This is a genomic window from Corallococcus sp. AB049A (assembly GCF_003668885.1).
GTDB lineage: Bacteria > Myxococcota > Myxococcia > Myxococcales > Myxococcaceae > Corallococcus > Corallococcus interemptor.
Window position 1 is genome coordinate 1 of sequence record NZ_RAWL01000254.1, and the last position, 12,645, is coordinate 12,645.

The following is a 12,645-nucleotide window of genomic DNA, read 5'->3' on the forward strand; positions in this document are numbered from 1 at the left end:
CTCGCACGCTGTCCGCGCGAAGACTCAGCGCACCTCCCAGCCGTCCTCGCCGCGCACGTAGTGCTTGCCCGCGGGCAGCTCGCCGTAGAACAGCGCGTCCTTCATGCCCACCACGGACGTGCCGTCGAACAGGCCCACCTCGCCCTTGGCGGGGAAGGTGATGCCCAGCAACGCGCCCGTGAGCCGCACCCGCTGGCCCGGTGGCACCGTCATGTGGTCCAGCACCGCGCCCGTGGGCGCCTTCACGATGGTGGGCGCGTAGCCCCCGCCCGCCAGGCTCACCCGCAGGTTCGTGGTCAGCGTCATGCCCTTGAGCGACACCGGCTCCGTGCCGTGATTGCCCACCTCCACCCAACCCTCGCGCGGGTCGAACGCCTCCATCACCAGCGTGGACTGCTGTGCCTTCAGCCGCTTCACCTCCGCCTTCACGAAGTCGCGGCGGAACTGCACGAAGCGCTTCATGTACGCCTTGCCCGCGCTGAACTTCGCGTAGTCCATGTACGGGTCGGTCTTCATGGACGCGTCAATCAGCGCGTGGAGCTGATCGATGTACGGGTCCATCACCTTCGACGTGAAGAGCTCGTCCAGCGCCTTGTCCAGCCGAGCCTCCAGCCGGGCGCGCAGCACGGGGTTGAGCACCACGCGCGTGCCCATGTTGGAGAACGTCGGCAGGTAGCCCGGGTAGCTCCCCTGTTCCAGCTTGCGCTGCAGGTACATCTTCTCCACCCAGCCATCCAGCAGCGTGAAGTTGAACAGCGGGTGCTTCATGTTGCTCGTGGAGGCGGACTGGTCCTGCACCGAGTTCGTGTACCACCAGCGCGCGTCCACGTTGTTCAGGTCCCACGGCACGTAGCGCCAGCGCCCGGTGATGTCGTCGTGGATGAAGTAGCTCTCGGAGTCCTCCACGAAGTTGTTGGACATCAGCGCGTCCAGCACCATGGAGCGCACGTAGGACTCCAGCTCCAGGTTCTTCTCCAGCGCGGCCACCAGCTGCGGCTCCGGCGTGTGGTTGATGACGTCCAGCACCTCCCACAGCGCGTCGTCGGGCTCGCTCTCGTTGGTCTTCTTCACCCAGTCGCCCTGGTAGGGCACCTTCCACGTCTTGAACTCCGTGTCCTTCCAGCCCGCGCGGTAGATGGTCGCGTCGTCATCCGGGAACTGCCGCGCCTTGACGAAGGCCTTGTTGACCTGCTCCACCTCCAGGAACACGCCTTCGTACTGACCGTTCACGGAGAGCCGCACGAACGTCGCCTTCGACGCCGGCACCCGCATGGCCGCCAGCAGGTCGTAGGAGATCTTCTCCGCGAGCATCGACGCGTCGGCGTACTCGGCGATGAGGTTGAGCGACGTGCGCCCCTCGAACTTGTCCTTGTCCGCGAAGCTGACGTTCCAGCTCTTCTTCTCGAAGTAGCGCGCGGAAGCCCCGCGCAGCCGCACCTTCACCGGGAACGTCTTGCCGTTCGCCTGGAACGTCGCGTCCTGCTCCTCGGTCAGCGGGTTCGCCATGAACTTCGCCAGCGTCTCCGGCGGCATGGTCAGCACGTACTCCGGCAACGACGTCTGGACCTTGGGCAGCGTGAAGGGCCGCTCCACCTCCGGCACCGGTTGCGGATCCGTGCCGGCGTCCGAGCTCCCGCCATCCACCGGGCCCGGGCCCGCGTCCACCGGTCCGCCGTCGGAGGCCCCGGCGTCCGGAGTCCCCGCGTCCGTCGAGCCCGCGTCGGGAACGCCAGCATCCGCGCTGGGGTCCGTGATGCCGGGATCGGTCACGGAGGGATTGTCATCGGGGTTCGCTGTGCCGCCGCCACATGCGGCCAGCAGCATCGTCAGGCTGATCAGGAGTCGTAAGCGCATCATCGCTCGACCCCTGAGCAAGCCCCATGCCTCCCTGCCAGGTGGGACTCGGGGCAAGACCAGGGCAATGGATCACCCCACGCGGGGAAAACTCTTTCCCTCTCCGGAATGCTCGCCTGCCCTCGCTGGGGGCCGCTGACGGACCGCGTGAAGGAGCGCGCCCCCCGGAGCGGGCAGCCGGGCGGCGGCCGCCAGACGTTGCCCTGTGCACGGATGCGCCCGGCGGACCTAGCTTCCTGGGAGCAGGCTGGAGGACGGCCCGAGTCCGACAAGGGAGTGATGATGGAGTCCTGGAACCAGACCTCGACCGATGCCGTGCGCGCCCACGCGCCTTCCACGATGAACCAGCGCATCGACGCTCACGTGGAGTCGTGTGTCCGCTTCATGGCGGAGCAGGGGGACCGCTCGGAGATGAGCCGGTACCTCGAAAAGCTGGAGCACGAGTGGGACGTGCACCGGACCCTGGTCGTGGGCGTCCCCGCCGTGGCGCTGGCCGGTCTGCTGCTCGGCCGCGAGTCCGGCCGGGGCCTGAGGGTGCTCGGCGGCATCACCCTGGGGCTGCTCCTCCAGCACGGCCTCACCGGCTTCGGGCCCCTGTCCGTGCTGGTGCGCGCGCTGGGCGTACGCACCCGCCGGGAGATCGACCTGGAGAAGTTCGCCATCAAGGCCCTGCGCGGAGACTTCGAGCGCATCCCCAACGACGGGGGGCCGCTGGCTCGCGCCAACGCCGCCCTCGTCGCCGCGCAGTCCTGAAGCCCTTGCCTCAGTGCACCATGGGCGTCGTGTAGCCGCCGCCCAGCGCGGGCATCAGCGCCGGGCCCGGCGTGGTGGACCCCGGCCTGCGGTCACCCTTCGTGTCGAAGAAGCCGTTGAGGCCGGCGACGCCGATGGAGAAGTTCGTCACCCAGCCCTCGTCGGGCTTGCCCGCGGCGGCATTGATGTCGAAGGGCCGCGCGAAGTGCAGGCGCAGGAGCAGGGGCCCCAGCGACAGGTTGAAGCCCACGACGGCGTTGAGCACGCGGTGGTCCCAGAGGTCCCTCGCGCCATCGCCCACGCCACCCGCGTCCATCGCGGCGATGGCCTCCAGGTCGCTCAGGAAGGCCACCCGGATGATGTCGTTGAGGGGCAGCTGCGCCTCCACGGTGCCGTAGACGAAGTGCTGGCCCAGCAGCCACCGCTCGTCGCCGAAGTTCACGCCGCGCAGGGTGTCGAAGCTGGACAGGTAGTAGGAGCGCGCGTAGCGGCCGCCCACCGTGCTGCCCGCGCCCAGGCGCGCGAAGAAGTTGGTGCGGCCGTAGATGGGGAAGTACCGCTCCGCGTCCAGGCGCAGGTTGCCGTACGCCTGCCCGTCGAAGGGCTGCACGCCGGCGGTGGCCTCCAGCAGCACGGAGCTGCCGGACAGCGGCCCCGTCGCGTAGTGGTACTTGATGCTGTCGTACCCGACGCGCCCGCTCAGCTCCGTCTGGAAGCGGATGTGCTGGTTGTCCGCGCGCCACGCGGAGAGCAGGTCCTGGTTCGCCTCGTTGCGCTCCGGGAACGCCAGGTAGAACTCGCTGAAGTCATCCAGGAAGTACTTCGTGCCGCCGATGCTCAGGTCGCCCTGGAGGTAGAAGAAGGTGCTGAGCGGGTAGCGCAGGCTGCCCAACGCGCCGAAGTAGCGCTCCGACGAAACGAAGAACGGCCGCTGGTCCGGCGGCAGGGAGTCGAACGTCTTGTCCACGCGGAAGCGCAGGGACTGGAACAGACCGCCGCCCCACGTCGTGCGCTTCTCGTCGTTGACGTACAGCAAGAGGCCGTCCGTCAACTCGAAGGAGCCGTACACCGCCAGCGTGAGGACCACCTGGTGGTCGCGCAGCCGGTCCGACGCGGACGCGAACACCTGGCCCACGAAGCCGCCGCCGCCCGCGCCCGCGAAGCCGAAGATGGGCCCCAGCTCGATGTTCTCCCGCGTGAAGGGCTTGTAGCTCAGCGCGTCCGTCAGCGGCTTGAGCGCCATGGGGGAGGGCGGATCCGCCACCGGCTCCTTCGGGGTCTCCAGCGACAGCATGCGCGGCGGACGCAGCAGGGACGGCTTCCGCTCACCGCTCATGTGGAAGAGCATCCACAGGCCGCCGTCGGGGCCGGGGCCCGGCTCGAAGACGCCCGTCGTCAGGTCCGTGCGCCGCACGATGCGGCCGTCCGCCAGGCGCTCGTGCAGGTCGGAGCTGCTCTTGTTGTAGGCCACGAAGAACAGGCGGCCGTCCGGCAGCGCCAGCGGATCCGCCTCGTCGCGGTCCTCGCTGGTCAGCCGCTCGGCCTGGCCCGCCGGCGCGTCCGGCTTCACGCGGAAGAGGTTGTACTTGCGGTGGGACGTCGCGTCGGACGTGTAGATGATGCCGGACGGGCCCCAGGTCACCTGCCGCTCCGCGAACGCGTCGTCGGTGAGCTTGCGGACCTTCGCGTCCTCGCCCTGCGTCAGGTCCACCAGGTACACGTCGCGCAGGCCCGAGTCGTTGATGCCGATGAACGCGACGTAGCGGCCGTCCGGGGAGAAGGCCGGCGAATAGATGGCCAGCACGCCCTGCTTGTCCACGCGGTACGCGCGCCGGTCCCCCGTCTCCAGCTTCACGTTGAGGCCCACCTCCGTGCCAATGCCCGTGCGCACCGCCGAGCGCCGCACCAGCACGTCCGTGGCGCGCTTCTCGGAGACGTGCACGTAGTCCTGTACGTACAGCACGTCGCGTCCGGTGCGCTCCGCCACGAACGCGAGCTTGTCCTTGGTCAGCGCGAAGTTACGGCCGGACACCGGGTGCAGGGACTCCACGCCCGGCACGCCGTCGCCCGCCACCTTCACCGTCTTGCCCGGCGTGCGCGGATCCGTGAGGTACAGCCGGCTCTCGCCCGTCTCCGGGATGATGGTGCGCAGCGCCAGCACGTTGCCGTCCGGGCCGCTGGCCATCGCCGTCACGATTCCCGGCGTCTCGCCAATCGAGTCCAGCGCGGGCGCCGTCTGCGACGACTCCAGGTACGTCTTGAACGACCGGCGCTTGAGCCAGTTCTCGAACCGCGCGGAGATGCGCTTCGGGTCATCCCCCGTCAGCCGCTCCAGCAGCTCCTCGAACTTGAGCGACGGGGAGTCGCGCGAGCCGCCCACCAGCCGCGGCGCCTCCTCCAGGAGCCGCTGCGTGATGCCCGCGCCGTACTCCTCCTCCAGGAACGCCACGCGCGCCTGACCGACCTTGTAGATCCACAGGTAGCCGTACGGCCCGGGGGAGAAGAAGTCGAGGAAGGCATAGCCCTTCATCAGGTCCGGGTTCACCAGCAGGTCCCGCACCATCATCTCGGCTTCGGGATCCAGGCCGCGCTTGGCGTAGAACTCCGCCAGACCTTCGATGAACCACAGCGGATAGCCGCCCAGCGGATCCCCGAACGTCTTGGCCTGCTCGGCCACGGTGCGCACCTTCTGGATGGTGAACTGGTGCGCCAGTTCGTGCGTGCTGACCTCCTCGAAGAGGTGGTGGTCGCCCAGGTACGGCAAGGACAGCTTCAGGTCCTCCGTGGAGGTGACGCCCAGCGTGCCCTCGGAGACGGCGAAGACGTTCGTCTGGAGGAACTCCGCGTAGCTGCTGTAGAGGATGTACGGGAACGTCTCCGTGGGGACGTACTTGAACTGATCCACCAGGTACCGGTACGCCTCCTCCACGATGGGGGCGGCCCGCTCGGCCACCTCGCGCTCGCGTTCGTAGAAGTAGAAGCGCACGCCGCCCGTCTTCGCGCCCAGGTCCTTCGCGTAGGTGTAGTTGAAGCCCGCGTCGGATCCGCCCAGCAAGAGCGGCGCGCCGGAGAACAGCGTGCCGCCGTCCGCCAGCGTGGCGTTCGCGAGCGTTCCCGCGTCGCCCGCGGTGCCGCCGTCCACCAGCGCCACCACGCCCGGAGGCGGGATGCCGCCGTCGGCCAGGCCCGTCACCGCCGGCGGGACGCCCGCGTCGGACGCGCCCGTGTCAGGCGCGACGCCGCCCGCCGCGGACTTCGTGTCCGCCGGCGGCGCCAGGGTCACGTTGCCGGAAGGGGTGACCTCCGGGCCGCCCGGCGGGGACTGCTTGTCGCCGGTCTCGGAATTCGTGGTGGGCGCCGCGGGATTGGCTCCGCCCTGCGTCCCGGGCGGCTGATCATGCGCGGTGTGGTCAGCGGGCTTCGCGAGCCCTGTCGACGCGGGGCCCACGAGGATGTCGATGTGCCGCCACTCGAACTCGTAGCTGTTCACGGGTGTCTTCCCCGCGCGACGGGGAACGACGAAGACCTGGGCCAGCGCGAGCTCCGGCAGGAGCAGGGCCAGCAGCACGGCGATGACGTGCGGACGGGGGTTCAAAAAGCACCTCGGTACGGCGAGGAGACAGGCTATCAGGGGCCCGGAGGAAGGCTCCCTCTCCCACCGGAAACGCACAAGCGGTCCTTTTGTTTCTTTGCGTTGCGGTGGACGTCCCGGTGCGTCTCCCTCTGCGTTTGCCAGGGGACTTGGCTCCGGTCGGGCTCGCCCGATATGGAGGAGGGAATGAATCGTTTCTCTCTCGTGACGGCTACCGCGCTCCTCGCCTTCGGTTGTGGCAAGGACAGTTCCGACAACAAGGCCGAGTGTCGGCTTGAAGCCATCGACCTGCCCGGATGTGACCGGTCGACGTTGAGTGCCGTCCAGGCCGAAGGCATCTGGAACGCCAACATCAACCTGGATGATGGCTACTCGGGCCCCTCGGCCATCCGGTTCTCGCCCGGCGATCCGCTCCTCGTCGGCCTGTCGATGACGACGAAGCAAGTCACCCAGGACACCTTCTACCTGGCCAGCGAAGTGCCGGGCACGAGCGGCGGGACGCTGACCTACGCGTTCGCCGGCTGCAAGGCCAACGGCCCGGGCGAGGTGCTGGGCGTGGTGCGCGTGTGCGGCAACGGTTCGACGGTGAGCCAGGGCACGTTCACCGCCATCCGCGTGGCACGGCGCGCCGGCGAGTCCGAGTCCGACCGCGTGGAGCTGTTGGGCCAGGGCGCGGTGCCCCGCGGCGCGGCCAACGGCGTGGCGGTGGCGAACGGCTACGCCTACGTCATCGCGGGCAGCGAGGGCCTGTTCACCTTCAACGTGAAGGACCCCGCGCACCCGGCGCTGGTGTCCGAGCAGAAGTTCTCCACGGACACGTTCACCAGCCTGCTCGTGAGCGGCACGACGCTCTATCTGGGCACCTACGCGACGGGCATCCGCATCTGCGACCTGACCGCGAACCCGGAGGTCCCCACCTGCGACAAGACCGTGCTGGCGGACGTGAAGGTGCGCGCGGACGGCATGGCGAAGGACGGCAACCTGCTCTACGTGGCGTCGCCCCAGCCCAAGGCGGACATCGTCATCCTGGACGTCACCCAGCCGTTGGTGCCGACGCTCGTGGTGCGCTACCTGGTGGAGGGCGCCTCGCCTGACCTGGCCGAGTACCCCTACGCGCTGGCGGTGCAGGACAACCGCCTGTACGTGAGCAACTGGAGCTACGGCGTCACGGTGACGGACCTCACGCCCCTGGCCACGGCGACGAAGGTGCCGAAGTTCCTCGGCCGCTACTTCGGCGCCTACACCAGCGCCCTGGCGGTGGGAAGGCTGGGGGACTCCACCGTCGTCTACCAGGGCTCGGACGCGTGGGGCTCCACCATCCTGGCGCTGGACGCCACGAACCCGGCGTCCATCGTGCAGCGCGGCGAACTGCCCCTGCGGCGCGAGGCGACGCTGGGCGGCATGACCCTGTCCGGCACCACGCTCTACGTGGCCAACTACCAGGACGGCTTGCGCGTGTATGACGTGTCCACGCTGGGCACGCCGAAGGCCGCCGGGTACTTCAACACCTGGAACGAGTCCGACCCGGGCCGCGGCAAGAGCTACTTCGACGGCCTGCAGGGCGTTCACGTCGCGGACGGTCTGGTGTATGGGTGGGACACGACGCGGGGCCTGCTCATCTTCCGCCACACTCCGTGACGCGAAGGGCGTGTGATGAACCCGTTGAACGCATGTGGCCGCTGCCAGACCCTGCCCGAGACGCCGGACGTACCGGGGCGTCTCTTCCTGTGGCCTCCGCTGGGCCACAGCCTGGGCAAGCTGGTGGCGCACCTGCGTGATTCGGGGGGCAGCTACCAGCTGCGCACCGACGCGCAATGCGTGGTGGTGGGGATGGAGGAGGGCGGCCTGCGCAAGCTCTCCGCGAGCCTGCCCAACGTGCTGACGGAGGAGGAGGTGCGGGGCACGCGCGCCCTCTTCATCCAGGGCGACGGCGAGCCGGGCATGGCGGACTTCCCGCGCGTGGAGTCACTGCAGCGGCTGGCCACGCTGCATCAGTCCGGGTGGCTGGTGGACATGCTGGAGGAGTCGCGGCTCACCACGTTCTTCCAGCCCATCGTCCACGCGCAGGACACGTCCCGCGTCTTCGCGCACGAGGCACTCCTGCGCGGGCGCGACCGGGGCGGGGCACTGGTGCCGCCCAACCGGCTGTTCGACACGGCGCGCGAGGCGGGGCTGTTGTTCCAGCTGGACCTGGCCGCGCGCACCACCGCCATCCGCGAGGCGGAGCGGCACCAGCTGAAGACGCACCTGTTCATCAACTTCACGCCCACGGCCATCTACGATCCGGCGTACTGCCTGCGCTCCACGGTGGCCGCCATCCGCGCTTCGGGCATCCCGGAGTCGCACGTCGTCTTCGAGATCATCGAATCCGACCGGGCCGCGAACGCGGCGCACCTGCGCGCCATCGTGGACTTCTACCGGTCAGCGGGCTTCAAGGTGGCGCTGGACGACCTGGGCGCGGGCTATTCGTCACTGAACCTCATCCACCAGCTCCGGCCGGAGTTCATGAAGCTGGACATGGAGCTGGTGCGAGGCGTCCACGCGGATCCCTACAAGGCGTCCATCGTGGAGAAGCTGCTGGAGATCGCCCGGCAGCTGGGCATCCAGACGGTGGCCGAGGGCATCGAGACCGCGGAGGAGCTGTCCTGGGTGCGCCGGCACGGGGTGGACTTCGTGCAGGGCTATCTCATCGCGAAGCCGGCGGACGCACCGTCCCGCGGCACCCCGCGCATCACGGATTGAGCAGGGAGTTGGACGTGCCCGCGCGCTCCAGGCTCGCGGCACGAGCCAGGCGCAGTTCCTCGCCAGCGGTCTGCAGGGCGATGCGAGCGGCGTAGATGTCCCGCCGGTTGGCGGCATCCCGGGCGTAGGCAATCTGCGCGCGGATGCGCTGGGAGTTGACCACGACCGAACCCTGCCCATAGGTCGACGCGCTCTGTCCCACGACGGAGAAGTCCTGGTCGGCGATGTCGAGCGCGTTGTCGACGTCCAGTTCGCCCTGTTCCAGCGCCTGATCCGCCGCGAGCATCCACTGGCCGCCGGACTGGATCCGCGCCAGCCGCTGCTGCCGGGCGCGCTCGGCTTCGTAGGCGCGCTGCTCATGCGTGTCGACCTGGGACTGCACGGCCTGGGTGCGCTCGGTGGCCCGGGTGTCGCGGGCCTCCATTTCCTGCTCCAGGTCCGCGATGTGCTGGCGCAGGCGGGTCACTTCCTCGTTCATCGCGGCGGCGTTCGCGTCAGGGGGACGTTGGGTCGTCTGCGCCTGCTGTGTGCCCTGCGTCGTCTGCTGCGAAGGCGTCACGGCCGACGTGCCTCCCGGAGCCTGGGTCGTCGTGCCCGACGGAGCGGCGGCTCCGGATGCAGCGCCGGTTCCGGTGGTGCCCGAGCCTCCCGTCGCGGCCTCGGGAGTGGTTGCGCCGGTTCCCATCGTTCCGGATCCGCCCGTCGCGGCTTCAGGCGTAGCAGCGCCAGTCCCAGTCGTGCCGGAGCCACCTGTCGCGGTCTCAGGCGCAGCAGCGCCAATGCCCGTCGTTCCGGAGCCTCCCGTCGCGCCCTCGGGCGCGTTGGTGCCGGAGCCACCGGTCGCAGTCTCGGACGGAGCCGCGCCAGTACCGGCGGTCTCCGCGCCGCCCGTCGCGGTCGCGCCCGGCTCCTGCACCCCGCGAGACGTATCCAACGGCGTCTGCCCCGCACCGCTCGGAGCGACGGAGCCTGGAGCCGTCGAGGAGGTCGCGCCCGTATCGTAGGATCCACCGTATCCCGGAGCCGCCGCGCTGGCCGGGCCGGACGACGGCGATGTCCCCGCAGCGCCTGCGCCCGTGGTGGTCTGCCCCGCGGGGATCCCCGCGCTACCCGCTCCCCCGGTGCCTGTCTCGGGCTGTGACGCAGCCGTCTCCCCCGTCTCGCTGGAGGAGGGCTCCTGGTCGAAGTACGTCGGAACGGGCGGAGGCACGTACGTCTGCGACTGCTGGACCGCGACCTCGCCCGAGGTGGCCGGCATGCTGCCATCGGGCAACAACGGGGTCAGCGAGTAGTAGCTCCCCTCGGTCGGATCCGACGGGGCCTGGATGGCGTAGCCCTGAGGAGGCCGCGCACCGTTCCGGTCGTCCGCGGCCTGCTCATAGGCATCCTGAAGGGCAGCGGCGGCAGGGTCCCTCACGGACGGATCTTCCGGAGGCAACGGCTCCGGGTCGTACGACTGCCCCATGCTCAATCCCGCGACGATGGCGATCCAGAGGCGCATGCCATGAAGATGTCCACGCGCGAACGCTTCCACATCACCGCCACCGCTCCACCGCCTGCCTCTCCGCCAGGGAAACAGGGAGGGCTCAGCCCTTCGAGCGCCGCGCCAGCAGCTCGTCCGCCGCCCGTCGTCCCGTCTCAAGGGCACCATGCACGGTGCCCTCGTCGCCGCCTGAGTGCGTGGCCTCACCCGCGAAGAACAGCGTCCGGCCCACGGGCCTGGCGAGCGCTTCAACGGCATCCATCGCACCCGACGGAATGACCGCATAGCCCCCACGCGTGTACGGCTCCTCCTGCCAGTTCTGCACGTGCCACGCCTCCAGCCGCGCGTTCAGCTCCCGCACGGAGTGACGGAAGAGCGAAGACAGCCCCTGGAGCGCGCGTCCCAGCACCGCCTTCTCGCTCAAGCGGGACAGCGAAGCGGCCGAAGGCCCACCACTCCAGCCCACCAGGTGCCGCGTGCGCCGGTGGGGCGACAGGGTCCACCACGTGGGGAACGCGGAGGCGGGCGCATGGAAGAAGCCAAAGCGAGACGTGGCCTCCTGCTCCCGCCAGAACGCCGAACGGAAGCGCAAGATCACCTTCACCAGGGAGCCCATCACCAGCCGGTTCCAGGCGCGCTCCTGTTCCCGCACGCGGGGCACGAAGCGCACGGCGCCGGGGGAGGGCGGCTTCGCCTGCAACACGCCCACGGGCAGCGTGACCACCGCATGCCTCCCCTGGAAAGTCCCCAGCGGAGTGCCCTGCCGCGTCCGGGCCCGCACACGGACCGAGCCCGGCCTCCAGCGCACCTCCTCGGCGACGGCATTGAGGAACAGCGTGCCGGGCTTCGCGATCAGCTTCGCGGCCATCGCATGCGGCACGCGGTCATACCCCTCCAGCACGCGGGAAGGCGTGGTCCCGCCGGACGCGGCAGCGGTCGCCTCCATCCGCGCGATGGCGAGCGTGCTCGCGATGTCCGGATCCGCCGCGTAGAAGCCCCGCACGTACGAACGCGCCATCGAACACACGACGGGCGGCCACGCGTGGATGCGCGCCTGCTCCTCCACCCATTCCGCCATGGGCCGGTCGGGTCCCTTCACGGACATCAGGGGCTCCTGGAACGCGAACGCGTCCTCGCCGTCCCCCAGCTTCCCGCGCCACAACAGCGCATGCGTGTCGTTGCAGGGGCTGACCGTCAGCCCCGCCTTGCGGATGCGCTTCAACAGCCCGGTGGGCTTGCCGTGGACGAACTCGGCCCCCAGCTCCAGGGGCACATCCGCCACCGTGTCCCGGAGCGTCGCCACGCGGCCGCCCACGCGGTCGCGCGCCTCCAGCACGATGACCCGCAGGCCCCGGCTCATCAATCGCTCCGCCGCGGCGAGCCCCGCGGCCCCCGCCCCCAGGATGACGACATCCGCCTCGTGATCCATGCCGCTCCAGCTCCGCCGCGCGGAAGCGCTCATCATGGAAAGACGCCCGCGGCCCTCCGCTGGACGAAGGACCGCGAGCCGGGGCTCCCCTCCCATGAGGGAGAGGAACAGGGGAGGGGAGAAGCGGTGCTAGTAGGTCTTCGGCGAGCCGCTCGAGCCGGAGCTGGAGCCCGTGTCCGGATTCATCGTGGAGTCGTTGCCCTTGCCCACGTCCTGGCTCTTGTCATCCATGCCCGCGCCGCCCGTGCCCTCGTTGATGGACGAGTCCGGCGACATCACGTCGCTGCCCGAGCCACCCGTGCCCATGCTCGGCGAGATGCTGGTCGCCATGTTCTTCTCGTCCTTCACCTGGAAGCTGGCGCGGATCTCCTGGCCCTCCTTCAGGCTCTTGGCGTTCTTCATGCTCGGGTCGGTGAACTGCGTGTTCTTGTCGACCTCCAGGGGCACCACCGCGCCGCTGGTGCTGCTGATGTAGACCTTCTTGCTGTCGCTCTTGACGACCTTGCCCGTCAGCTCGTTCGAGCCCGTCATGCTCGACGAGCCAGAACCGCCCATCGCACCTGAGCTACCAGAGGAGCCCTGCATGCTGCCGGACGACGACGACGACGGCTGCTGCGCCCCCTGCGACGCGCTGTCCTGGGCAAAGGCCACACCCGAACCCAGCAGCGCCACGGACGCGAACACCCCAATGAGCTTCTTCATGGAAAGTCTCCCGGAAGATGTGAGTGGGACGGAACGGCGCTCTCGGGCCCCTCCGCTGGGAAAAAGCTAGGGGTGGTGGGAGTGGGGGAC

Annotated in this window: 8 protein-coding genes; 3 read left to right on the top strand and 5 right to left on the bottom strand. The window is 69.5% G+C overall.

From position 1 onward, the window contains the following. Positions 1-24 precede the first annotated feature (24 nt). Entirely contained in the window at positions 25-1,857 is a 1,833-nt protein-coding gene (locus D7X55_RS24820; RefSeq protein WP_121724380.1) for a CotH kinase family protein, read from the bottom strand. 279 nt (positions 1,858-2,136) lie between these two features. Between D7X55_RS24820 and D7X55_RS24825 the strand changes: the two genes are divergently transcribed. Next, positions 2,137-2,607 (top strand): hypothetical protein, encoded by a 471-nt coding sequence (locus tag D7X55_RS24825; RefSeq protein WP_199747133.1) that lies wholly within the window; start codon positions 2,137-2,139, stop codon positions 2,605-2,607. 10 nt (positions 2,608-2,617) lie between these two features. Here the strand turns inward: D7X55_RS24825 and D7X55_RS24830 are convergent, their stop codons facing one another. Next, a complete protein-coding gene (locus D7X55_RS24830) occupies positions 2,618-6,202 on the bottom strand; it encodes a PD40 domain-containing protein (protein ID WP_120551682.1) in 3,585 nt (1,194 codons plus the stop codon). 183 nt (positions 6,203-6,385) lie between these two features. On the opposite strand from D7X55_RS24830, the gene D7X55_RS24835 reads away from it, so the two are divergent. After that, a complete protein-coding gene (locus tag D7X55_RS24835) occupies positions 6,386-7,837 on the top strand; it encodes an LVIVD repeat-containing protein (protein WP_158626420.1) in 1,452 nt (483 codons plus the stop codon). Positions 7,838-7,852: 15 nt separating this feature from the next. Beyond that, positions 7,853-8,941, top strand: a complete 1,089-nt coding sequence (locus D7X55_RS24840) for an EAL domain-containing protein (RefSeq protein WP_199747131.1) — start codon at positions 7,853-7,855, stop codon at positions 8,939-8,941. On the opposite strand, the gene D7X55_RS42960 is transcribed toward D7X55_RS24840, so the two are convergent. The 3 genes from D7X55_RS42960 to D7X55_RS24855 form a co-directional block, all read right to left on the bottom strand. Then, positions 8,931-10,442: a hypothetical protein gene (locus tag D7X55_RS42960; RefSeq protein ID WP_147468328.1), complete on the bottom strand. Its 1,512-nt coding sequence runs from the start codon at positions 10,440-10,442 to the stop codon at positions 8,931-8,933. The genes D7X55_RS24840 and D7X55_RS42960 overlap by 11 nt on opposite strands. A gap of 85 nt (positions 10,443-10,527) precedes the next feature. Further along, positions 10,528-11,853 carry an NAD(P)/FAD-dependent oxidoreductase gene (locus D7X55_RS24850; RefSeq protein ID WP_158626421.1) on the bottom strand — a complete coding sequence of 442 codons (1,326 nt, stop codon included), beginning with the start codon at positions 11,851-11,853 and terminating at the stop codon, positions 10,528-10,530. Between the two features lie 129 nt (positions 11,854-11,982). Continuing rightward, a complete protein-coding gene (locus D7X55_RS24855; RefSeq protein WP_121724385.1) occupies positions 11,983-12,555 on the bottom strand; it encodes a hypothetical protein in 573 nt (190 codons plus the stop codon). Positions 12,556-12,645 lie beyond the last annotated feature (90 nt).

Bases quoted from the DNA above. Each gene is read 5' to 3' on its own strand.
- D7X55_RS24840 (WP_199747131.1), top strand. From the start codon at position 7,853: ATGAACCCGTTGAACGCATGTGGCCGCTGCCAGACCCTGCCCGAGACG.
- D7X55_RS24850 (WP_158626421.1), bottom strand. From the start codon at position 11,853: ATGGATCACGAGGCGGATGTCGTCATCCTGGGGGCGGGGGCCGCGGGG.
- D7X55_RS24855 (WP_121724385.1), bottom strand. From the start codon at position 12,555: ATGAAGAAGCTCATTGGGGTGTTCGCGTCCGTGGCGCTGCTGGGTTCG.
- D7X55_RS42960 (WP_147468328.1), bottom strand. From the start codon at position 10,442: ATGCGCCTCTGGATCGCCATCGTCGCGGGATTGAGCATGGGGCAGTCG.
- D7X55_RS24820 (WP_121724380.1), bottom strand. From the start codon at position 1,857: ATGATGCGCTTACGACTCCTGATCAGCCTGACGATGCTGCTGGCCGCA.
- D7X55_RS24825 (WP_199747133.1), top strand. From the start codon at position 2,137: ATGGAGTCCTGGAACCAGACCTCGACCGATGCCGTGCGCGCCCACGCG.
- D7X55_RS24835 (WP_158626420.1), top strand. From the start codon at position 6,386: ATGAATCGTTTCTCTCTCGTGACGGCTACCGCGCTCCTCGCCTTCGGT.